Source organism: Streptomyces sp. NPDC012794 (genome assembly GCF_042901085.1).
GTDB lineage: Bacteria > Actinomycetota > Actinomycetes > Streptomycetales > Streptomycetaceae > Streptomyces.
The window spans coordinates 1-21650 of sequence record NZ_JBIBCI010000035.1 but is presented as its reverse complement, the minus strand read 5'-3'; the positions used below and the strand labels follow the sequence as shown (position 1 = coordinate 21650).

The following is a 21650-nucleotide window of genomic DNA, read 5'->3' as shown; positions in this document are numbered from 1 at the left end:
TGCCGGACCGCGAGCGGGGACGGCCCGGTGTCGGCGGGTCACCGGGCGTCGCCGCGGCGCTCACCGCGCGACGAGCCGAGCGGCCGCACGGCGGTCACCGTGCGGCCCGCCCGGGAGTCAGGAGCGCGGCTTCACCAGCGCGACGGCCTCGATCTCCACCAGCTGCTCGGGGAACGCCAGGTCGCTGACCCCGATGATGGTGTCGGTCGTGCGGTGCTTGCCGACGTACTCCTTGTGCAGCTTCGCGGCCGTGTCGAAGTTCTGGCGCAGGTCCTTGGTGTAGATCTTCATGCTGACGATCTGGCTGCGCGGGATCTTGTAGTGCGCGAGGACCTTGTCCATGTTCTCGAACGACGTGCGGACCTGCTTCTCGAAGTCGCCGACGCCCACCAGGTTCCCGGCCGCGTCGTGCGACAGCTGACCCGAGATGTAGACGGTGTCCCCGGCCTTGATGGCCTGCGAGTAGCCGTAGGTCTCCTCCCACGACACCCCGAACCCGAAGTGGTCCCAGCCGCGGCGCGCCGTGTCCTGCGCACTCGCTCCCTGCGGCCCCACAACGGTGATGCCGGCCACCAACGCGGCCACCACAGCGGCGATACCGAACCTGCGCCTCGACTTGGTCATTCCCCTTGTCCTTTCGTCCCCGGTGCTGGAGCTCCGAAGCTGCCAGGCCGCGAACGAGAACACCTCGAACGGGAGTCGAACGGGCGCATCGGCGCCGTTGACGCCGCGCGGCGTCATGCGGCCCCGGGCCGCCGGCGGCGGTGCCGACAAGGCCACCGGGGTCAGCCCTCCGTCCCCGGCGAGGCGCCGGGAGAGGGCATCACCCGTGCAGCAGCGGGCGCAGTTCGGCGTGGGCCCAGCCGGCGAGCCGGGTGGGCGTGGTGGTCAGCAGGTCACGGGGCTGCTCGGGCACCAGGTCCCGCGAGCCGGCCGCCATCCCGACGATGCCCTCCACCGCCGATCCGGGCAGCCCGGCCGCGCGCAGGGCGTCCCGCACCGCGTCGTCGCCGACCCGCTCCGCCCGGACGGCGCGCCCGAGCGCGGCGGTCAGGATCCGTGCGACCTGGTGGAAGGTGAGGTCCTCGGGCCCGTGGACGGCCTGCACCACCCGGCCCCGCCACGCGTCGTTCAGCAGCCGGGCCGCGACCACGTCCCCGACGTCCCGCGGATCCACCCACGGCATCGGCCGTCCCGGGTCGAAGGCGGTGCTCAGCACGCCGCGGGAGAGCCCCTCGAGGTCGAGCAGCAGGTTGGTGAAGAAGTACGCGCACCGCAGGTGCAGCACGTCGGCTCCGGCGGCGTCGAGCTCCGCCTCGATCCCGGCCAGCCCGTCGATGTGCCCGACGCCGTGCCGCTTCTCCGCCCCGACGCTGCTGAGCAGCACGACCCGCCCCACGTCACCGTCCCGGACCGCCCGCACCAGCGGCGCCGCGGTCGCCAGCGAGGTCCCGACCGGGTCCGCCGCCGTGTGCGGGGTGGGGTCCACCCAGAAGACGGAACGCGCCCCCGCCACCGCCTTCCGGACGAATCCGGCGTCCGTGAGGTCGCCCGGGCACACGTCGGCCCGCCCGCGGGTCTCCTCGTCCAGCCGGGCGGGGTCGCGGACCAGGACGCGGGGGCGGACGCCCGCCTGGAGCAGCAACCGCACCACGCGCGACCCCACGTGTCCGGTCGGTGTGGTCACCACGATGCCCATCGAGCCGTCCTCCTCCTGGACCCCCCGCCTGCACGCGCCGCACTCCCGACGGCGTACCCCGGGCCGCCCGGATCATTCGGGGCGCCGTTCAGGAGTGCGGCACGGGACGGCTGAGGCCCCCGCCGCTACTGGGCCTCCGCCCGTTCGGCGTTCTCCAGCGTTTCGGCCAGGAGCCGCCAGATCTCGGCGGCGAGGTCCATGTTCGAGGCGCGGCGGGCCTCCTCGCCCAGCTGCTTCAGCCGGGTGCGGCCCTCCTCCCGGCGGCCCTCGACGATCAGCAGCAGGCTGTCGAGCGTCTGGAGCCGGATCCGGTCGCGGTAGGTCAGGCGCAGGTTGTCGGAGTCCAGCCGGCCGTGGGCGGCGCGGGCGTCCGCGTAACGGCCCTCCTCGAACGCGAGGTGTGCCTGCAGCACCAGCAGTTCCTGCTGCTGGACGGGCGTGCCGATGAGCGAGAGCGCCGCCTCGGCCTGCGTCAGGCAGGTACGGGCCCGCTCGGTGAGGGCGGGTCTGGACTGCAGGTACAGCGAGGCCGCGGCGAGTCTCAGCCGCGCCCACAGGATCGGGTCGACACGGCTGTCGAGCGCCCGCATGGCCTGTTCCAGATACGCGTGGACCGCCTCGTCGTCCCCCTGGCGGGAGCAGACGGTGGCCGCCGACCACAGGGCCTCGGCGCGCAGCGCGTCCGGCCCGCCCGCCACCAGCTCGACCAGTTCCCGGGCGTGCGCCCGGGCTTCGGTCAGCCGGCCGGACTCCGCCTCGGCCGACACCAGCGCCAGCAGGGCGGTGCCGGTGTCGGAGACGGAGAGCCCGGCGTCCTTGGCGACGCGGTACGCGTTCTCGGCGAGTTCGAGTGCCCGGGCGATCTGGCCGACCGAGCGCAGACACCGGGCCAGCTGGGTGCCGGACCGGCACCGCAGCGCCGGCAGCGAGAGCTCCTCGGCCACTTCGGCCAGCTCCTCCAGGCACGCCTGCTCCTCGGCGCGCTCGCCGTGGCGGGACCGGTACCCCGCGATCACCCACAGCGCCTGCCAGCGCAGGAGCGGATCCTCCGCCCCGGAGGCCGCGAGCACGTCGATGAGCTGCTCGACGGACTCGTCACTGTCGGAGGAGACGGCGATGCTCAGCGCCTGCGCCAGCGGGCCGCCGCCGGGGGTGGCAGTCGCGGTGGGCAGGGCGTCGAAGGCGCGACGGTCCACGCCCAGCTGCTCGGCGAGGTAGGTGATCACTCGCTCGGTGGGTTGCCGTGCGCCCGACTCCAGACGGGACAAATAACCGGTGGAGATCTCCCCGCCGGCCAGCGAGGCCTGGGAGAGCCCCCGTTGGAGCCTCAAGGCCTTGAGGCGCGCGCCGAAGGACGACTCGTCTGTCATGTGAGTCCTGCAATCAATTCTCGGATACGACCCTGATCGCGCCCGCCAACGCTCGGGTGCGCATCGTAGCGTTCCCGCCTCCGCAGGCAAAATATGTGCCGGCCGATGCCTTACGGCTTCCCAGGATCACCGTGCATGCCCATGACGCCCGCAAGCATCCGTGGCAACTTTTGGCACATCGGCTTGCCTTCGAGGGCCGGGAGTTCTAGGTTGACCGAGCCGAGCCGCTCCCAGCGGATCCCGGGTGCGTCCCCCCGATCCCGCGATCACGGGACCCCCGTACGGAGCCGCTCATGCGCGGGAGCATCCCCGTCACCACCACCAACCCCGGCAGCAACGGAGCCTGACGACCCATGGTCACGATGCACGCGGACGAAGCGCGGACCGACGAGGACCTCGTCCGGCGGCTGCTCCGCGGACAGTTCCCCCAGTGGGCCGGCCTGCCGGTGCGGCGCCTGGAGTCCGGTGGCACCGTCAACGCGATCTACCGGGCCGGCGACGCGCTGACCGTCCGGCTGCCGCTCACCGAGGGCGGCGCCGGAACGCTGGAGAGGGAGGCCCACTGGCTGCCGCGGCTCGCGCCCCTGGTGCCCGTGCCCGTCCCGGAGGTCGTCGGGCTGGGCCGGGCCGCCGAGGGCTACCCGTGGGGGTGGGCCGTCCACCGGTGGATCGAGGGCGAGGTACTGGTCGAGGACCGGGTGGAGGACCCCGGGCGGCTCGCCCGGGACCTCGCGGCGTTCGTCACCGCGCTGCGCGGGGTGGATCCCGGCGAGGGACCCCGGGCCCACCGGGGCCGGCCGCTGGCCGCCGCCGACGCGGAGACCCGTGCCGCGATCGAGGAACTGCGCCGCACGGACGAGCCGTTCGACGCCGGTGCGGCCCTCGCCGCGTGGGAGGAGGCGCTCGCCGCCCCCGCGTGGTCCGGGGAGCCGCGGTGGATCCACTCCGACCTCATGCCGAGCAACCTGCTCGGCGCCGGCGGACGGCTGGCCGCGGTGATCGACTTCGGCACCGCGGGCCTCGGCGACCCCGCCGTGGACCTGATCCCGGCGTGGAACCTGCTGCCCTCCTCCGCGCGGCGGGTCTTCCGCGAGGCCGTGGACACCGACGACGCCTCCTGGGCCCGCGGCCGGGGCTGGGCGCTGTCCATGGCCCTCGTCCAGTTGCCCTACTACCGCGTGACGAACCCGGTTATCTCCGCGAACGCCCGCCATGTGCTCCGGCAGGTGCTCGCCGGCTGAGGGCGCGTCAGGAGGAACGAAGGGAAGGGCCGTGGAACTCGCCGCCGGTTGCGTCACGGCCCGTACGAGGATGCCGGAGACGGCGCCGGAACCGGCGTCGACCCGAGGGAAGCAGAGGTGACCGGTGTGACGAAGCGTGCCGACGGGGCCGGGATCGACGAGTCGCTCGTCGAGCGGCTCATCGCGGCGCAGTTCCCACAGTGGGCGGGACTGCCCGTACGGAAGGTGACCTCGGCCGGTACCGACCACGCCATGTACCGGCTGGGCGAGGACATGACCGTACGGCTCCCCCGCATCCCCGACGCCGAGGGGCAGGTCGCCGCCGAGCAGCGGTGGCTGCCGCACCTCGCCCCGCACCTGCCCCTGGAGGTGCCCGAGCCGCTGGGGCACGGGGCTCCGGGGGAGGGGTACGGGTCCGCCTGGTCGGTGTACCGCTGGCTCGACGGCGAGAACCTCTACGACCGGCCCCTCACCGGAAGCGGACTCCAGGACGCGGCCGCCGCGCTGGGCCGCTTCCTCGCGGCGCTCCACCGCGTCGGCACCGCCGGGGCACCGCGCTCGTTCCGCGGCGGTCCGGTGGACACCGCCGACGACGAGGTCCGGGCGGCGATCCGGGACCTCGGCGCCGACGGCACGCACGACGCCGGGGCGGCGACCGCCGCCTGGGAGGCGGCCGTACGGGCACCGGGGTGGCGGGGCGCCCCCGTATGGCTGCACGGCGACCTGCTGCCGGGAAACCTGCTCGGCCGCCGGGGCCGGCTCGCGGCCGTCATCGACTTCGGGCTCGTGGGCGTCGGCGACCCCGCGTGCGATCTGATGGCGGCCTGGACCCTGCTGACCGCCGAGACCCGGGACGCCTTCCGCGAGGCGGCCGGCGTGGACGACGCCACCTGGGCCCGGGGGCGGGGCTGGGCCCTGCGCTTCGGGCTCACCGCGGAGCACTACTACCGCGGCGGCCTCAACCCCGTCCTGGCACGCACCGGCCACCGCGCGGCGGCCGAGGCCATCGCCGACCACCACCGCTCCTGACGTCCCCCGGATTGTCAATAATGGCAAACTCTTTTGCCCATCTAGGCAAGCGGGGGCTTCGTTCCGGCCATCGGCCCGGGCGGCTCACTCCTCGTTGAGCCAGCCGCACACGTAGTACTGCTGGTCCGCGTCCCGCTCGATGATCCATTGGTTGAGGACATCGCCCGCGAGCTTCCCGGTCACGGGGTCCCGCCGGGTGATCCTCGCTTCCACACTGAGCTCGTCCCTGCCCGGCGGGATCTCGTAGGGCTGGAGTTCCCAGCGGTCCACGTAGTAGCCGTTGAGGACGAATCCGAGCAGCGTCGAGCGCAGCCGCGGGCAGGTGCCCCGGCGCAGCGAGGTCATGTCGTGGTCGGCCAGGCCGTTCATGTAGACCGCGAAGACGCGCTCGACGGCCTGCCGGTCGAGGGGGGTGTGCGCGGGCTCGGGCGTCGGCTTGGGCGTGGGAGTGGGGCTCGAACTGGGCGAGGCGGCGGGCGTGGGCGAGACGGGAGGAGGAGACGAGGACGAGGACGGGGACGGGGACTGCTGGGCGGACGTCGTGGAACCGGTCGCGCGGCCGCGGCCGTCGTCGCCGGACCCGGACCCCGGGAGCCACCACGGCATCGCCAGCACGGCCGCCACGAACACCACCGCCAGCCCCGGCACGTACCTCCACCGGACGCGGCGGGCGGGGCCGGGTGCCGGCCCGGCCAGCGGCTCCGCCCCGGGACCGGCGCCCGGTGACGCGCCCAGCCGCAGTGTGGACGCGGATGCCGGCACGGGTTCCGGCCGGGACGGCCCGGCTCCGCCCGCCGGCCCGGCGAGCAGGTCGTACGCCTCATCGGCGGTGAGGCGCCGCGCCGGGTCCTTGCGGAGCAGGCCCGCCAGCACGGGCGCGAGCTCCTCGGCACGCACGGCGGTGGCCGGCTCCTCGGTGGCGATGGCGACGAAGACGGCCCAGGAACCGGAGCCGCTGAACGGCGGGTGTCCCTCCACCGCGGTGAACAACGTCGCGCCCAGCGACCACAGATCGGACGCGGCGGTCGCCGGAAGCCCGCGCACCTGCTCCGGGGACATGTAGACGGGGGTCCCCATGAGGGCCCCCGACCGGGTCAGGCCGGCCTCGCCCTCCACGGCGGCGATCCCGAAGTCGGTCAGCACCACCCGGTCGCCTTCGAGCAGCACGTTGGCGGGTTTGATGTCCCGGTGCGTGACACCCGTGGCGTGCACGGCGCGCAGCGCGTCCAGGACCTGCAGACCGATTTCCGTCACCCGGGCCGGCGGAAGCGGGCCGTCCTCCTTGACCAGATCGTCCAGGGACCGGCCGTGGACGAGTTCCATCACGATCCACGGGCGGCCGTCATCGCCGGCTATCCGGTCGTGGACGGTGATGACCCCCGGGTGTTTCAGCCGGGCGGCCGCCCGCGCCTCACGGTCGAGGCGGTCGATCCAGGCCTTGCGCCCGGAGGCGTCGAGGTCGTCGGGCAGCCGCAGCTCCTTGAGGGCGACCTCGCGGTCGAGTTGCTCGTCATGGGCCCGCCAGACGGTCCCCATGCCGCCCTGGCCGAGCGGTTCGGCCAGCCGGTACCGGCCGCCCAGCAGCCCTCCGCGATCGTGAGTCACGCCCGGAACCTAACCCAACGCACCCGGCCCCGCTAACGGCGGACCGCCCGAAGGCCCGTCATACCCTCACCATGCGGTCGACGCACCGGACTTGAGGCGGTCATCAGCTTCGGCTCGCCCCTTCCAGCCTCCACACCGACCCCGACATCGCCGCGGCCCTCGCCTCGATCACCCGCCCCGCCGCGCCCGGCGCCCTGATGATCCTGGAAGCCCTGGCCTTCCGGACCGACCCCGAGGCGATCGGCCCGCCACGTCACTTCACCCTCGACACGCCCCGGCTGCGGGCGACCGCGTCCGCGCGTACGAGGTGTCCGCCACCCGGTCACCAGGCGACGGTCAGCAGGCGCGGCGGGAGCGGGACAGGGCCAGTGCGCCGAGGACCGTGGCCGTCAGCCCCAGCAGCAGGGCCAGGGCGCCGGCCACCACCCCGTTGCCGGTGCCCGGACCACCGTCGGCGACGGCCAGGTTCAGCGCGCCGCCGGCCAACGCGACCGGCCCCGCCACCACCGCCACGACGGCCTTCCCTCTCCCGCAGCTGCCGGCAGGACGAACGGAGCGGGCCCGCGCGAGCCCGCCGAATACCGTGGCGGTCAGCCCCAGCAGCGCGGCCGCGCTGGCCCAGAACCGTGCGCTGGTCAGGGCGAGCGCCTCGACGCCGGCGGACCGGGCCAGGTCGTGCGCCGCCGCCGGTGCGGCGAGTACGAGGACTGCGAGCAGGGCGGCGGCAGCGGCCGGCAGGCGACGAACGGACATAACGGACATGAGGGTGCTCCTTGTTTTCCTGCGGGTTCCAACGGGTCTTCCTCCGGCTGGACGTCGTCCGAGCATGTCGCCCGGACATCCCCCGGTCGTCCCGCGGACGCAGGCACTTCGCACTGCCGCAGACGCGGCAGGCGCCGCGAAAGTACTGCGTGCGCGGTAGCCGGCCGCTCGTTCGCGAGCGGGATCCGCCCGCCGGAGCGTCCGGCTAGATTGCGCGCATGAGTAAAGGATGGTCGGGGTTCTGTGTGCGTGCCGGTGTCAGGGACTGGCTGATCGCCGTCGGCGTTGCGGCGGCACTGCTGGTCACCGGGGTGTCCGGGCCGCATTCCGCCACGGGCCTCGACCTCCTCGGATACGTGCTGCTGGCGGTGGGCGGCCTGGCCCTCGCCGCCGGACGGCGGGCCCCGGTTGCCGTCCTCGCCGTCACCGGAACCTGCGCCGTGGGCTACCAGGCGGCAGGGTTCGACGTGGCCGCCGTCGCCTTCCTCTTCGCCGTGTACGCGGCCATGCGCGCGGGACACCGCACCATCACGGTGGCGGCGAGCGTCGCCGTGCTGGCCGCGCTCCCCCTCGCGGCCCTGGCCTCCGGCCTGCACGACACGGGCGAGGCGTTCGCGCAGGCCCGGGGCGCCCTCGAAATCGCCTGGCTGGTCGCGGCCGGCGCGGCCGGCGAGGCGCTTCGGCAGGCCGAGCAGCGAGCCGACGAAGCCGAACGCACCCGCGAGGAGACCGCGCGCCGCCGGGCCGACGAGGAGCGGCTGCACATCGCGCGCGAGCTGCACGATTCCCTCACCCACCAGATCTCGGTCATCAAGGTGCAGTCCGAAGCCGCCGTCCACGTCGCCCGCAAGCGCGGCGAAGAGGTCCCCGAGGCCCTCCTCGCCATCCGGGAGGCCGGCCGTGAGGCGTCCCGCGAGCTCCGCGCCACCCTGGAGGCCCTCCGCGACGACGACACCACCCCGCCGCCCGGCCTCGACCACATCCCCAGCCTGGTGGAACGGGCCGGCGGGACGGGTCTGCGGACCACGCTGACGATCGAGGGACAACGGCACGACGTACCGGCCGCGGTGGGCCGGACCGTCTACCGGATCGTCCAGGAGTCCCTCACCAACATCGCCCGCCACGCCGACGCCACCACGGCATCGGTCCGCATTGACTACCGCCCGGACACCGTCGTCCTCCAGGTCGACGACAACGGCAGGGCCACACCGGCCGCCGCCCCGGTACCCGGCATCGGACTGCTCGGGATGCGCGAACGCGTCACCGCCCTCGGAGGCCGCCTGCGGGCCGCACCGCGAGGCGAGGGCGGCTTCACCGTGCAGGCCGAACTCCCCGTGGAGCGCACCTCGTGATCCGGGTCCTGCTGGTCGACGACCAACCGCTCATCCGCAGCGGATTCCGCGCCCTCCTCGACCTGGAGCACGACATCGACGTCGTGGCCGAGGCCGCCAACGGCGACGAAGGGCTGGAGCTCATCAAGGAGCACATGCCCGACATCGCGCTCATCGACATCCAGATGCCGGTCATGGACGGCATCGAGACGACCCGGCGCATCGCGGCCGACCCGGCCCTGGCCGGCGTACACGTCGTCATCCTCACCAACTACGGACTCGACGAATACGTCTACGACGCCCTGCGCGCCGGCGCCGCCGGATTCCTCGTCAAGGACATCGAGCCGGAGGACTTCCTGCACGCCGTACGCGTCGCCGCGCGCGGCGACGCCCTGCTCGCGCCCTCGATCACCCGCAGGCTCATCGACCAGTACGTCAGCCGGCGGCTCCCCACCACCACGGGGCCGGCGCTGGAAGAACTGACCGGCCGCGAACGTGAAGCCGTCGCACTGGCCGCACAGGGCCTGTCCAACGACGAGATCGCGGACGGCATGACGATCAGCCCCCTGACCGCGAAGACCCACATCAACCGGGCCATGAGCAAGCTCCACGCCCGCGACCGTGCCCAGCTCGTGGTCCTCGCCTACGAATCCGGCCTCGTAACCCCACGCAACCGCTGACATCCGCGGCGGACGCGCCGGTGCCCCGACCAGCCGTGGCCGCTCGGGTTCCGGGCATGCCCGGACGACAACCGGCCACGTTGATCAACAACTCTCCACCGCCCGTGACCCGGCATCTCCTGTGAGCCGCCCTGCTGACCCTGCGCAGGTTCATCGGCGTACCCCTGCCCGGCACCGACTGGCGCATCCGCGCGATGCTCCGCCCGGACCCGGACCCGGACACCATCCGGGTCCGCCTCGTCGACTCCGCCGGACCGGCCGTAACCGTGGACCTCCCGACCCGGCACGGCCGCGAGCACGGCACCTGGTGGTACACCGGCGCCCTGCGCCACACCGCCCTCCGGCTGACCGAAGGGACGATGCCCCACCGGCACGGACGGACTCCCGCACGTGGACGTCGCACTCCTCGTCGGCACGGTCGTTCCCGAAGCGGCCGAAGTCACCCTGGACGACGGCATCGACTACCTGATCGCCGACCTCGCGGGCGACCCGCTCTGGCAGAACTCCCCGCCCTCCATCGACCCCGACCTCTACGTCCTGACGGGCTTCGACCACCACCGGCCCGACACCGTCCGCGTCTACCTCGCCCACGACAACCACACCATCGGCATCGACCTGGCCGTACGCGACGACACCGGCACCCCCCCCGCACCGTCGGCCGGTGGGCCGCCCCCAAACTCATCACCCTCCTCCGGCCGGAGGAGCCCACCACCCTGGCAGCGCACCGCGTCCAGGACGCGCGGGACCCACTGTGCGACGCCGTCTACGACCTGGTGGGCCTGATCCGACGTGCCGAGGCGGAGCGGTGTCACGCCGGCGCAGCCGGAGCCGACGCACTCGGTGGTCGTCAGGTATTGCTTCGCCGTCGGTGGCGCCCGGTTCCGGCTATCAGGGCTGCTCCGAGCGAGAGGACGGTGCCGGTGAGCCCAAGGGTTCAGGCCGCCGCCGCGTTGCTCCCGGTGTGCGCCGGCTCGCCTGCGGGGACGTGGCCGCCGGGTCCAACAGGGCTACCAGGGTCCCAGACGGGCGGCGCCGACGGTCCCGGGCTCGAGGCCGCCCTGCTCATCCACGGTCCAGGCCCTCCCGGTACCGAGCCCGTGTCCGTGGTGCTCTCCGTGGTCGGCACGGAGGTGGTACGCACCCCGGAGACGGCAGTCTGTGAGCACGGTGATCGAGCCGGAAGGCCGGGCGGATCACGACCAGCGATTGAAGGAGCGACCATGGCGGGCGCCGCCGGCAGCACGTACGAGGGTTTCACCGTGGATGAGCGGGCCGCGATGAAGGCGCACGCCCTGGAGCAGAAGAAGGCGGCACGCCGTGCTTCCGCTGCGGAGAAGGCGGCGGAGGCCGAGCGGGACGTGCTGGCGAAGATCGCCGAGATGCAGGACGCGGACCGCGTCATGGCCGAACGCGTCCACGCCGTCGTCACCGCCAACGCCCCGGCCCTCGCCCCGAAGCTCTGGTACGGGATGCCCGCCTACGCGCTGGACGGCAAGGTCATCTGCTTCTTCCAGAGCGCGGAGAAGTTCAAGGCGCGCTACGCGACGCTCGGTTTCAGCGACCTGGCGAAGCTGGACGAGGGCCCCATGTGGGCGGCCGGTTTCGCGTTGACCGAGGTGACGCCCGAGGTGGAGGCGCGGATCGCCGAGCTCGTGCGGCGGGCGGTCTGAGGCCGCGCCGAGGTCCCCGCCGAGGACCGCGGCGCGGCACGGCCGTCGCGTCGCGGCCCGGCTACCGGAGGGTCATCGGGGCGAGGCCGAGGCCGGCGAGCGCACGCGCGCCGCGGGCGCCGTGCTCACCGCCCGCGAGGATCAGGGTGCGCGCCGACTGGCAGCGGCAGCCGGCGGCGTCGAACGCGCCCGCAGCGGCGATCAGCCGCTCCCCGTCGCCGTCGAGCAGGGCCGCCGCGCGCTCCACGAGGGCCGTGGCGACGGGGTTGCCGGCCACCGCGGTCCGGGCTTCCACCACGCGGGCGGCGGCGTCGGGAGCGGCCGCGAGCACGGAGGCCTCGGCGCGCAGCGCCACGTACCAGTGGAGCCAGATCCAGGTGGTCCACCGCCGTACCTGCGCGGGTTCGGGGGCCGTGCGTTCCAGCGCTGCCCGGGGCCGCCCCTGGTGGAGCATCAGGACCGCGTCGAAGACCGCCCCGTACCCGCAGGTGTTCCACGGCGAGGGGTCGACCTGTGCGAGCAGCGCACGCCAGTCGCGGTGGGCTTCCTTGTCGTCGCGCAGCCCGTGGAGCGTCGCCATCGCTGCCGCGGGCGGACCGAGTACCGCCCGCACGGGGCTGCCCGCCCGCTGCCAGGCGTCGCGGAAGCGGAGGCCCACGGTGAGTGCCTCCTCGGCATCGCCCGCCAGTGCGGCGGCGACGAGGAGCCGGCCCGTGGCGCGGTGGCCGACCTCGGCGAGCTGCGGGTGTTCCGCCAGTCGCCGCGCCCACTGGCGGGCGCCCGGCAGGTCCCCCACGCCGAGGGCGGCTTCGGCGGCCTCGCCGAGCGCCTCGATCAGCTCGTGGGTGCCTGGCCTGCCCGCCGACTAAATCCTCGCGGACAAGACCGGGGGAGGGAGTCACGGGGGTAACAACGACGTGGGCATCGCCTGGCCGCCGGACGGCACACCGATCCTGATGGCCGTCCTGACGACCAAGCAGCGACAGGACGCACCCGCCGACCATCCGCTGGTGGCCGGGACGGCCGCACTGCTCGCGGCGGAACTCGTACGTCCAGGCCCCGCGGGAGGAACCCGGTGAGGTGAACGCGCCGTAGCACAGCGCCGACCGGCCCGGCCGCACGCGGGGATGGAAGGGAAGAACCGGCAGCCCCTCACTGAACCAGCTCGGTGTGCGGGTGGCCTCCACTCGCCGGGCAGGCGTACAGCTGGAGGTGATTGGCGTCCAGCACCGTGATCTCGGGCGGATTGGACCAACTGTCGCCGGATGCTCCGGGCACCCGGTCCTCGTACGGGATCCGACTCGTGCTGTTGCGGTGCCATTCGCGCGAGGCGATGGTCAGCAGCGGCGTCATCGCGGTACCGCAGGCCACACAGAACCGCGGCACGGGGTCGGTCAGTCCCCAAGGGGCCCAGCCGCCGACCTTCCAGCCGGGGGCGTGGGACAGCGCACTGTCATAGAGCTCCTGCGGGCCGACGCCGTCGACCGCGATGCCCGCCGTCCGCCAGGGCGCGGGGTCCGTGATCCGCTGCTTCAGCTCCGCGGGGAGTTCCAGGTAATCGGGGTACTCGGTGACCTGCTCCGGCGCGAGCACGCATGGCTTGTGCACGTAGAGGTCCTCGTCCGCGTCGAACGGCTCGGGCGGTGCGGCCAGCACCTCGGTGACGTCCGCAGCGGTCCGCCAGGACAATTCGATCGGAATGCTTGAGTCCGGCGCGTGCTCCGAAGGGCACCACAGGACCTGCAGCAGGTCGGCCCGCCCGGGGGGCGCAGCAGGGGTACGTCCCGCGCGTACAACTGGGCCACGGGCACCAGCGGGTGGAGGCCGTCATGCTCGATGCGGCAGTACGGCCAGGGTTGCCGTGCGGGCCACAGCAGCGGCCCGCCGATCGAACTGTCGTACACCGTGGGAGAGCCGGGACGCGGGTGCAACCGGACCGCCGGGCGGCCCAGCGGGGCCAGCGCGGGGAAGACCGCGGCGACGTCGACGGGCCGCGGCGGGGTGGTACGTGTGCCATTCATGGAGATGATCTTGCCAACACGCTCTGACAGCGGGCCAGCCCATAGGACGAACCGCACCCGCGTACGCGGTCTGTGGACTGCGGACTCGCCGTGGCATCCATGGACGCTCGTGTTCTGTTGGAGACTGCTTGACTGCGTAACGGGATCGCCTTCCATACTTGTCCGTATGGACAAGGCGATGCTCATTGACGAGCAGAAGAAGCGGGATGTCGAGGCGATTAGGGAAGTCGTCGCCAAGGTGCAGCATTCTCAGCAGCATGAACTCTGCGATGAATTCGTGAGCCTGTTCCGTGAGGATGCGATTTACACCGCGCCGCATGGCAGGATTCTTACGGGTATAGCGGAGATTGATGAGTTCACCCGTCGGGTTCTGCCCGGGGCCATGGAGAACGTTACGGTCACTTATGAGCTGATCGACGTGCTCTTCATCCGCCCGGATGTGGCGGCGGTGAAGGTGAAGGGGCAGCATTACACGCTGGATGGAAAGCCCGACGGAAACCCCAACTCGCCGCTCTACGTGATGTCCAAAGAAGACGGAAAGTGGTTGCTGACCGCATGTCAGGGCACGTTCCAGCTGTATCCGGAGTTTGACATCCCGAGCCGCGTTCCTCCGGCGCCGGAAAACACCGAAGTCGGCTGAACGATGGAGGCGGCCAGGCCTTGCGGGCTGAGCCCGTTCATGGCCGCGGTCGCGGTGCGGGCGGTGACGGGGTCGGTATAGGGGAGCGGGGCGTTGACGGTGGCCTCGGTGTCCGGGCTGATCAGCAGACTTTCCTGCATCCTAAGAGGCGCCGCCCCGGTAGGTTCCACGAGATGACCGGGAAGACCAGGTCTCTTTCCGATCCCGGGCGGCCCCAGGAGAGCGGCGTAGACAGCCTCCGCGAAGATGAAGGCGGCCACCCGAACTCCAGACGACGAAGAAGGCGGTCTGCGGGGCCTCCAGCGGTAGTCGAACCACGTGCCGACCGAACGGGGAATCCCTGCGGGTCGACCAGGAACACCTTCAGTCCGGCCGCGCGGGCCGGTCACCCACTGCCGGTCGGCGTGCAGCCCGATCCCGACCAGTGCCTTCACGTCGGAGTGGAAGGCGACCGGAGGAATCCGCTGGGCGTAGCGGCGCATGAACTGCTCCTCGAAGCCGCCCGGCAATCGGTCCTGACCTGCCCACACACGACCTTCCGCAACACGCTTTACCGGCCGTCTCGGAATGATCGCGGGAGCCGCCGCAGGCAGATGATCGAGCAGGCGGGTTCGAGGAGCCCTGATGAAGCCTGCCCGGTGCTCGTAGAGGCTGCACAGGCGCTTGAACTGGTGCAGCGAGGCGAGCGCGCGCTCCACGGCCCGGCCCACTCTGGCGGTGGTACGTAGTCTGTAGCCCAACGCCCAAGCCGAGGAGCAGTTTATGACCAGCAGCGCCCCTGTTCCCTTCCAGGTGTACGAGGCAGGAACGTACCTGCACGGCACGAAGGCGGACCTCGCTCCAGGAGATCTGCTCGTCCCCGGCTACGCGTCCAACTTCGAGGACGGACGGGTGTCCCGCAACGTCTACTTCTCCGAGACTCTGGATGCCGCCGTCTGGGGCGCCGAGCTCGCAGCCGGTGACGGACCGGGGCGGATCTACGTAGTGGAGCCGACCGGCGCTGTGGAAGACGATCCCAACGTCACCGACAAGAAGTTCCCCGGCAATCCGACCCGCTCCTATCGCACGGGCGATCCTGTCCGCGTCGTGTCGGAACTCAAGGGCTGGGTCGGTCATTCCGCCGAGCAGATCAAGGCCATGCAGGATGCGCTGGCCGACCTTCGGCGCCGTGGTGCCGCCACGATCCTGGACTGACCCTGGACCCGTCCTCACCGGCCTCCAGGCGCCGCCCAGCCGCCCCGCCGGCGAACACCTGCCTGCACGAGCCGGAGGACACCCGCGGCGAAGAGGCCTGCCGGGTTACTTTCCGGGCCCGTCCGACCGCCCGCGTGGTCCGCCAGGAGCTGTTCGAGACGCTCCGCCTTCCCGGGGAGCCACCCCGCCATCCCAGCGAGTTCGACCGAAGTTCCTGGGGCCGTCCCACCCCGCGCTGGGGGTCACCCGGGCCGCCCTGGCCGCGGCGCGCGGAAGCAGGCCCGCCACCGGACGCGTGAGGACCGCCGGGTCCGCGCCCTGTCCCGGGCCCGCGCCCGGCCGTCCGGCGGCTGGTTCTCAGGAGGCCGCGTCGGCCGGTGCGGGGTGCAGGGCGGTGTTGCCGAGGTCCTGGCGGTCCCGGGCGCCGAAGGTGGACCACAGGGCCGCCGTCAGCAGCAGGAGCACACCGAAGAAGAGGTAGACCGGCTTGCCCCCGAAGCGGTCGAAGAGGAAGCCGGTTGCGAGGATCGCCCCGGCGCTGACGATGCGGATGACGGCGTCGAGGAGCCCGTGCCAGGTGCCCAGCAGCGCGGCGGGCGCCCGGAGCAGGACCAGGAGGCCCGCGGACCTGAGGTACACGGTGAAGCCCAGGCCGAAGAGGATCAGCGCGGCCGCGAGGATCCACTGCGTTCGGCCGAGCACCAGGAGTCCGGAAGGTCGTGGACCATCGTGTCGGCGAGCCCGTTCTCGACGTTGGAGCCGATGCCGTACGAGTCGTCGCGGATGGACTGGTAGGAGCCGACCCCGGCGGTGACGGTGGCGAGTTCGGACACGGGCAGGGCGGGCTGCTGCCCGGCGAGGTCCCGGTCGATGAAGTAGCGGTGCAGCTCGCCGCCGATCTCCGCGGAGGCCACGACGCCCTGCTCGGTCGCGCCGCCGAGCCAGCTGCGCGAGACCACCTTGGAGATCAGGAACTGGGCGGCCGTCGGCAGCTCGACGGTGTTGGCGACGGCCCGCGGCCGCGCACGGTCCATGTCGGCGACGGAGTACGTGGCGTTGTCGTCGAACGGGGACCACCGCGAGGTGGGGTCCTGCGAGGTGGGGTCCTGCGGGGCGTGCAGGGAGTAGTCGTTGCGGGTGGTCACGTTCTCCAGCCGTTCGAACCAGTGCGCGTAGCCGGGCGGGACCGCCAGCACGCACGACCCGTCCGCCGGGACGTCGATCACCAGTTTGCGGTCGTACTCCGGCGAGTCCTCCCGGCAGTCGTACATGTGGACGGTGACGGGCCCGGTGCCCGCCGGCCCGTAGAAGGACAGCCGGTCGTACTGCCCGAGGTGCACCGCGTACTCCTCGTACGCGAAGTGCGGGCTGTGCACCATGTAGTGGTACGGCCGGTCCTCTCGATCCAGTCCGCCGTCGCGCGGATCAACCCGTGGCGGCCGGCCGACACGGCCCAGCGCGACGGCCGGCTGGAGCGGCAGGGCAACCTCAGCGACCCGACGATTGAGGGCACACCCGACCACGTCCGGTCCTCTACTACGTCACCCAGGGCAGCCTCGACCAGTTCCGGCTCAACACGCTCGCCCGCAAGGCCCGCTTCATCTCCCAGATCCAGCGCCGCGACTTCCGGATCCGGGAGATTGAGGACACCGGCGACGACACCGTCAACCTCGGCCTCCTCTCGGCCCTGGCCGCCGAAGACCCAACCCTGATGAAGCAAGCCGAGGCCACCGCCGAACGCGCCCGCCTTCAGGGCCTGGCCCGCACCTGGGACCGGGAGCAGGACAGCCGCACCCGGATCATCAAGGATCTCGACGCCTACCTCCGCAGGCCACCGACGGCCTCGCGGCCATGAAGGCCGCGCTGCCCAAACGCCGGCCCACCAACGGCGACGCATTCTCCATCACCATCGACGGCCGGACCATGACCAGCCGCGACGCCGCCGCGGCAGCCCTGGGCACCCGCATGGCCACCCTGGCCCGCGACCTCTCCCTCGCCCCAGGGGTGCGCACGCCCGTCGGCACGCTGGGCGGCTGCGACTTCCACGGCGAGATACCTACAGCGCCAGCGGCCGGCGCCGGCGGACCAACCGGGCTGACGCCACCAGCGACCTCCGCTCGTACGAGGACAACCCCTACCGGGTCGCGGCCCGCTCCAAGGAGCGGGAGGAGAAGCTCCTCGGCCGGCTCGCCATCGCCAACGAGAAGACCGCCGACCTCAAGGAGCGCATGCAGAAGGACGGCGAGCGACCGGCCCAGGCCGACGCCGACGAGCTGGAGGAGTTCAGCCAGAAGGCCGACGAGCTGCGCGCTCTGATCGCGGACGAGCACCTCGTCCAGGAAGGCGCCACCACCGGCACCGTGCCGGCGCCCTCATCCTCCGCTCGGTCCGAGCCATTCAGCGGCACGGCGCCGGGCCCGTCCGCTCCGGTAGGCAGACCGAGGCTCCAGATGGACACCGTCCGCGGCGCTGATTCAGTTCCATTCCCGGCGCGGCTCCCGGGTGCAGTCGTCGAGGACGCTGCTGGCGGGACTCTGCGTCGGTGGAAGGGGCGAAAGCGAGCCCCGGCGAACTCGTCATCACCCCGCTAGCATCCCCGCCACCGACGCGACGATGGCCAGCGCAGGCTGGGCAATATCGGCGCCGGTGGCGAGGATTTCGCGGAGCCGCTGAAGGCGAGTGCGGGCGGTGGCGGTATCCGGCTCCGGCTCGGTGGTGATGCGGGCCAGGTCGTGGACCGCACCGGCCGCCTCCTCACGGTCCGCGTCGGGCAGGTCCCGGCTGGTCAAGACCAGGGTGAGAAGGCGGGTGAGGTCGTCCTGCGCGGGGGCTTGTGCGTAGGTGTGCTGAAAGTCGCGTACGACGGTGTCGACCGGCTTGTTGATGAAGGTGGTGTGGGTGCCCTGAAAGTAGAAGTTCTCCGTCACGGTGGCTCCTGATGTTCCCGAGTGGATGACGACACGGCAGTCGGTGAAGTGGTGTTCTGGGCGCTCGACCGCGACGGAGGCGGGGACAAGGGCGTCCCGGACGGCCTGCTCGGCGGCGCGGACCCGGGCGAACGCCTCGCTGTCGGCGCCCCGGTCGGCGGTCGGCGCCGCGCCGAGGCGCCGTACGGCGGTCTGTACGGAGACGGGCGTGTCGAAGAAGTACCGGATGCGTCGGACGTAGCGTTTGCCGCTGGAGACCTCCGGTGGCCTGGCCGTGGGCCCGATCAGCCGGGCGAGGTGGCCGAAGAGCGTGCGGAACCAAGCCGGGCTGGCTTCGTGGACGGGGAAGACGATCCGGTCTGCCGGACCCGGTGCGCCGGCCGCGGTGTGCGTCGGGGCCAGCAGGACCAAGCAGGGCAGCAGGGCGGGGTCGACACCGAGGGCGGCGGCGACCTCATAAGCCCCCTGGGCGTCGTACGGCTGCCAGTCCAGCCAGCGCAGCGGCGCCAGGACTCGGTACACCTCGGGTTCCAGATGCCGACGCCAGTACCGCTTGACCGCGTCCGGACCGCGTTGCTCCTCGATGACGAAGACGCATGTGGCCGGGCCGGACAGAGCGTTGAGATCGTCCAGGTGAGTGCGGACGTAGGTGGCCAGTTCCACGTCGGCGTCGGTGTACAGCAGGACGCCGAAGAGGCGGGGGCCGGCGTTGGCGTCCGGGGTGTTGGCGGTGAGCTGGAGGCGCTGGAAGAGGGCGGCGGCGTTGGGGGCCGGGCCCATCCTGTAGGCCTCTGTGGGACTTTCCTCGATATTCAGCACCAGCAGGGCGCCGTCGGCGAGGTCCGCCTCGTCCAGCGGGAGGACGTCCGGCAGTTTCCGGTCGGAGGCGGAATCGGTGATCCAGACTATCGGGGGTCGCGCGCCCTTCGCCGGTCTGGCCAGACCAGCGTGAAACGCCGCCTCCAGGCAGCGCGTCTTCAGATCGCCGACGGTGGCGCAGCCGTTCGTGTCCACCGTCACCGTGCGCTTGAGCAGCAGAGCGTCCAGCTTGCGCCAGTCCGCGTTGTCGTCGTCCGGCGCTCGCGCGGGGCCGGCGACCCGGAGCAGAGCCTCGACCTCGTCCAGGTACTCGGACCCGAAGGAACCGTGGCGGGTGACGGTCCAGTCCCCTTGCCGTACCGCCGCATGTATCTGCATCGTGTTCCCCTGTTCCTGCTCGCCCTGCAGGCCAACCAGCATGTCATTCAGAGGTGTTGGAGTCCCCAGGAACGTGGTTGTGGTGCAGCATCCGTCGACCGGTCAGGTTCCTCCCTTTGCCCGTGCCACAGGCTGTCTTGGCGGGCGCGAAAAGTCCTCGCGCAACTTCGTCACACAACGTGACAGCACCTTGCCAACTAGCCCGCGGCTTCCTTGCCGACTACGCAGCGACACAGCACTGGGAGCAGCGACCACAGGCACCACTCTTCGCCCACAAAGCGCGTCGTCACATCCTGGTGCGGACGGCAGCGCGTTCTCCTTGACCTGGTCCGTCAGGAGAACCGGTGAGGCTCCGCGAGCTGGTGGTTTCCGGCCGACGGGACGGGCTTGTTGGCGCCAGTTCGCTAGGTTCTGCCCGCTCTGCCGGCGGCGCCCAGACGCACACGGTGACGCTGGAGGTCGACCTCGTCGACCCTCACCGCGATCAGCTCGCCCTCATCGACAAGCTGACCCGGGGTCTCGACGGGCTCGTCAGTCAGCTCAGAGAGATGAAGAAACCCCACCACGTCGGGAGCAAGCTGCACGAATACACCGAAGGGAACGATCTTGGTGATCGGCCTGGTGAGGACCTGGCCGACCTGATCCGCGAACCGAATGCGTACGGAGGCGAGGAAGGCCCGGTGCACGCGCCGGTTGTTCGCGTCGATGCCATTGGCAAACTGCCGCAGGACCTCGCGCCGCTCGGTGACAAGATGGTCCCCGCACAGCCATGCCGACCACACCCGGTCTGGCGGGACGTGGCGGCCGACCTCCAGCTCGTAGAGCTCCGCGTCGATCGACGACTTCGGCAGCTTCTCCGCGGCCGCCTCCTCCATCTTCTGGTGGAACGTCATGACCGTACGCAGGTTGTACGCCGCGGCGTGCTCCAGAAGAGCGGCCTGCAGCAGTGCCAGGCGCCGGCCCCGCTGCACCTCCTCGGACTCCCCGAGTACGGGGAAGGATCGCGTGTCGCCGGTCGGTGAATCTGAGCAGTCGTCATGCTTCTGGCCTGGGGTTGTGCAGGTTGGCTGAGCGGGCTGGCGGCTGTGCTGGCTCACTGAATCTGCGTACAGTATGGCGCGCACCAGTCGTCTGACCTGCGGAGTTCCTAGCTCCGGGTCCGGTTGCGCAGGTTGCTTGAGTAGTGCGCAACTTAACTGATCGCCGACATGTGGTGTCGGCGGTCAGTGGATCTGGTACGGGATGGTCTTTCCAAGGTCTAGCTCTGATTGAGATTGAAGCAGATGGCTGCGCCCGTGACCGGTGTAGTCGGCATGGGGGCCGGGGAACGGCTCTGATCGTGAACGGTGTTAGCTTCCTTCCTGTGAGGGTCCACCAGGAGCAGACGAGGGCGGCCTATGACGGGGTCGTCGAGCTGTATGCGTCGATGTTCGCTAATCGGTTGGAGGCGCATCCGTTCTCGCGGGCCATGATCGGCACCTTCGCGGAGCTGGTGTGTGAGATGGGGAATCTGAGGGTGGCCGATGTCGGGTGTGGGCCTGGACATCTGACGGGCATGCTGCATGATCTGGGGCTGGACGTCTTCGGGCTTGATCTTTCCCCGGGCATGGTCGACCATGCCCGGCGGGCTCATCCGGCGTTGCGGTTCGACGAGGCGCGGATGGAGGCGCTGCCGGTTGAGGACGGCGCGCTCGGCGGTGTGCTGGCCCACTACTCGATGATCCACACCCCGCCTGGTGAACTGCCTGCGCTCCTCGCTGAGCAGGTACGCGTCCTGGCACCTGGAGGTCTGCTCCTGGTCTCCTTCTTCGCGACCGAAGAGCTGGAGCCGATCCGCTTCGACCACAAGGTTGCCCCGGCCTACAGTTGGCCGGTGGACGGCTTCGCCGACTTGCTGGCCGAAGCCGGACTTGTTCCCTTCGCCCGGCTGCTCCACGATCCGGCCTCCGAACGGGGATTCCTCGACGCCCACTTGCTGGCCCGCCTGGCCTAGAGGACCACAGGTCCCGACGGCGAGCACCCATACTGCTGCCAGCTCGGCCCGCGGAGCGGGCCGTGGTCTGGAGGCGGAGCCGGAAGACCCAGGGTGGGGGAGCGAAGCGGACCCGCCCAACGGGCCGAAGGCCCGGGCCCCGTGAAACGGGGTCATCGGAGCGCGGGAGCCCTGGGACCTGCGCAGCAGGCCCGCTCTGGTGGAGCGCAGCGGAACCAGAGCCAGTCCGGAGCGAAGCGCAGGACCCCGGCCCGAAGGGCCGGCCATGGCTCGGAGCGAAGCGGAGAGCCG

At 71.7% G+C, this 21650-nt stretch carries 23 protein-coding genes and 1 pseudogene; 11 read left to right on the top strand and 13 right to left on the bottom strand.

Annotated elements, in window-relative coordinates:
- Positions 1–117: 117 nt before the first annotated feature.
- From ACFY7H_RS33020 to ACFY7H_RS33010, 3 genes are all read right to left on the bottom strand, one after another.
- The gene (locus ACFY7H_RS33020; RefSeq protein WP_388946076.1) at positions 118–624 is read right to left on the bottom strand and encodes a RidA family protein; all 507 of its coding nucleotides are present in this window, start codon (positions 622–624) and stop codon (positions 118–120) included.
- Between the two features lie 199 nt (positions 625–823).
- On the bottom strand, positions 824–1699 hold the full coding sequence (locus ACFY7H_RS33015; RefSeq protein ID WP_388946074.1) for an NAD(P)H-binding protein: 876 nt from the start codon (positions 1697–1699) through the stop codon (positions 824–826).
- Between the two features lie 125 nt (positions 1700–1824).
- On the bottom strand, positions 1825–3069 hold the full coding sequence (locus tag ACFY7H_RS33010) for a helix-turn-helix domain-containing protein (RefSeq protein ID WP_388946071.1): 1245 nt from the start codon (positions 3067–3069) through the stop codon (positions 1825–1827).
- A gap of 362 nt (positions 3070–3431) precedes the next feature.
- Between ACFY7H_RS33010 and ACFY7H_RS33005 the strand changes: the two genes are divergently transcribed.
- Both ACFY7H_RS33005 and ACFY7H_RS33000 read left to right on the top strand, forming a co-directional pair.
- Positions 3432–4310 carry an aminoglycoside phosphotransferase family protein gene (locus ACFY7H_RS33005; protein ID WP_388946099.1) on the top strand — a complete coding sequence of 293 codons (879 nt, stop codon included), beginning with the start codon at positions 3432–3434 and terminating at the stop codon, positions 4308–4310.
- A 126-nt stretch (positions 4311–4436) separates the two neighbouring features.
- Positions 4437–5339 (top strand): aminoglycoside phosphotransferase family protein, encoded by a 903-nt coding sequence (locus tag ACFY7H_RS33000; protein WP_388946068.1) that lies wholly within the window; start codon positions 4437–4439, stop codon positions 5337–5339.
- Positions 5340–5423: 84 nt separating this feature from the next.
- Here ACFY7H_RS33000 and ACFY7H_RS32995 read toward each other — a convergent pair whose 3' ends face one another.
- Both ACFY7H_RS32995 and ACFY7H_RS32990 read right to left on the bottom strand, forming a co-directional pair.
- Positions 5424–6944 carry a serine/threonine-protein kinase gene (locus ACFY7H_RS32995; protein WP_388946066.1) on the bottom strand — a complete coding sequence of 507 codons (1521 nt, stop codon included), beginning with the start codon at positions 6942–6944 and terminating at the stop codon, positions 5424–5426.
- 336 nt (positions 6945–7280) lie between these two features.
- Entirely contained in the window at positions 7281–7706 is a 426-nt protein-coding gene (locus ACFY7H_RS32990) for a DUF6223 family protein (RefSeq protein ID WP_388946063.1), read from the bottom strand.
- 218 nt (positions 7707–7924) lie between these two features.
- Between ACFY7H_RS32990 and ACFY7H_RS32985 the strand changes: the two genes are divergently transcribed.
- From ACFY7H_RS32985 to ACFY7H_RS32970, 4 genes are all read left to right on the top strand, one after another.
- Entirely contained in the window at positions 7925–9058 is a 1134-nt protein-coding gene (locus ACFY7H_RS32985) for a sensor histidine kinase (protein ID WP_388946061.1), read from the top strand.
- Entirely contained in the window at positions 9055–9717 is a 663-nt protein-coding gene (locus ACFY7H_RS32980; protein ID WP_388946059.1) for a response regulator, read from the top strand. Before ACFY7H_RS32985 ends, ACFY7H_RS32980 begins: the two co-directional genes overlap by 4 nt.
- A 390-nt stretch (positions 9718–10107) precedes the next feature.
- On the top strand, positions 10108–10500 hold the full coding sequence (locus tag ACFY7H_RS32975; RefSeq protein ID WP_388946056.1) for a hypothetical protein: 393 nt from the start codon (positions 10108–10110) through the stop codon (positions 10498–10500).
- A gap of 437 nt (positions 10501–10937) precedes the next feature.
- On the top strand, positions 10938–11387 hold the full coding sequence (locus tag ACFY7H_RS32970) for an iron chaperone (RefSeq protein WP_388946053.1): 450 nt from the start codon (positions 10938–10940) through the stop codon (positions 11385–11387).
- 61 nt (positions 11388–11448) lie between these two features.
- Here the strand turns inward: ACFY7H_RS32970 and ACFY7H_RS32965 are convergent, their stop codons facing one another.
- On the bottom strand, positions 11449–12183 hold the full coding sequence (locus tag ACFY7H_RS32965) for a hypothetical protein (RefSeq protein ID WP_388946050.1): 735 nt from the start codon (positions 12181–12183) through the stop codon (positions 11449–11451).
- A gap of 121 nt (positions 12184–12304) precedes the next feature.
- Between ACFY7H_RS32965 and ACFY7H_RS32960 the strand changes: the two genes are divergently transcribed.
- The gene (locus ACFY7H_RS32960; protein ID WP_388946048.1) at positions 12305–12466 is read left to right on the top strand and encodes a hypothetical protein; all 162 of its coding nucleotides are present in this window, start codon (positions 12305–12307) and stop codon (positions 12464–12466) included.
- A gap of 73 nt (positions 12467–12539) precedes the next feature.
- On the opposite strand, the gene ACFY7H_RS32955 is transcribed toward ACFY7H_RS32960, so the two are convergent.
- Positions 12540–13076: a non-ribosomal peptide synthetase gene (locus ACFY7H_RS32955; protein ID WP_388946046.1), complete on the bottom strand. Its 537-nt coding sequence runs from the start codon at positions 13074–13076 to the stop codon at positions 12540–12542.
- Between the two features lie 498 nt (positions 13077–13574).
- On the opposite strand from ACFY7H_RS32955, the gene ACFY7H_RS32950 reads away from it, so the two are divergent.
- The gene (locus ACFY7H_RS32950) at positions 13575–14048 is read left to right on the top strand and encodes an SgcJ/EcaC family oxidoreductase (protein ID WP_388946044.1); all 474 of its coding nucleotides are present in this window, start codon (positions 13575–13577) and stop codon (positions 14046–14048) included.
- On the opposite strand, the gene ACFY7H_RS32945 is transcribed toward ACFY7H_RS32950, so the two are convergent.
- The gene (locus ACFY7H_RS32945) at positions 13967–14746 is read right to left on the bottom strand and encodes a hypothetical protein (RefSeq protein WP_388946041.1); all 780 of its coding nucleotides are present in this window, start codon (positions 14744–14746) and stop codon (positions 13967–13969) included. The genes ACFY7H_RS32950 and ACFY7H_RS32945 overlap by 82 nt on opposite strands.
- Positions 14747–14810: 64 nt before the next feature.
- Here ACFY7H_RS32945 and arr point away from each other — a divergent pair, with 64 nt between their 5' ends.
- A complete protein-coding gene (gene arr, locus ACFY7H_RS32940; RefSeq protein WP_388946038.1) occupies positions 14811–15242 on the top strand; it encodes an NAD(+)--rifampin ADP-ribosyltransferase in 432 nt (143 codons plus the stop codon).
- Between the two features lie 357 nt (positions 15243–15599).
- Here arr and ACFY7H_RS32935 read toward each other — a convergent pair whose 3' ends face one another.
- Together ACFY7H_RS32935 and ACFY7H_RS32930 are read right to left on the bottom strand one after the other, a co-directional pair.
- Positions 15600–15944, bottom strand: a complete 345-nt coding sequence (locus tag ACFY7H_RS32935; RefSeq protein WP_388946035.1) for a hypothetical protein — start codon at positions 15942–15944, stop codon at positions 15600–15602.
- A complete protein-coding gene (locus ACFY7H_RS32930; RefSeq protein WP_388946033.1) occupies positions 15905–16621 on the bottom strand; it encodes a hypothetical protein in 717 nt (238 codons plus the stop codon). Before ACFY7H_RS32930 ends, ACFY7H_RS32935 begins: the two co-directional genes overlap by 40 nt.
- A 332-nt stretch (positions 16622–16953) precedes the next feature.
- On the opposite strand from ACFY7H_RS32930, the gene ACFY7H_RS32925 reads away from it, so the two are divergent.
- Positions 16954–17097 carry a hypothetical protein gene (locus ACFY7H_RS32925; protein ID WP_388946030.1) on the top strand — a complete coding sequence of 48 codons (144 nt, stop codon included), beginning with the start codon at positions 16954–16956 and terminating at the stop codon, positions 17095–17097.
- Between the two features lie 724 nt (positions 17098–17821).
- Here the strand turns inward: ACFY7H_RS32925 and ACFY7H_RS32920 are convergent.
- The 3 genes and pseudogenes from ACFY7H_RS32920 to ACFY7H_RS32910 all read right to left on the bottom strand — a co-directional run.
- Positions 17822–19408 carry a hypothetical protein gene (locus tag ACFY7H_RS32920; RefSeq protein ID WP_388946027.1) on the bottom strand — a complete coding sequence of 529 codons (1587 nt, stop codon included), beginning with the start codon at positions 19406–19408 and terminating at the stop codon, positions 17822–17824.
- A gap of 362 nt (positions 19409–19770) precedes the next feature.
- The gene (locus ACFY7H_RS32915) at positions 19771–20022 is read right to left on the bottom strand and encodes a S1 RNA-binding domain-containing protein (RefSeq protein ID WP_388946096.1); all 252 of its coding nucleotides are present in this window, start codon (positions 20020–20022) and stop codon (positions 19771–19773) included.
- Positions 20020–20361, bottom strand: a pseudogene (locus ACFY7H_RS32910) (helicase); the annotation flags it as partial. The pseudogene ACFY7H_RS32910 and the gene ACFY7H_RS32915, both read right to left, overlap by 3 nt.
- A 368-nt stretch (positions 20362–20729) precedes the next feature.
- On the opposite strand from ACFY7H_RS32910, the gene ACFY7H_RS32905 reads away from it, so the two are divergent.
- Complete coding sequence (locus ACFY7H_RS32905; protein WP_388946024.1) at positions 20730–21359, top strand: class I SAM-dependent methyltransferase; 630 nt, start codon at positions 20730–20732, stop codon at positions 21357–21359.
- The last annotated feature ends 291 nt before the right edge of the window (positions 21360–21650 follow it).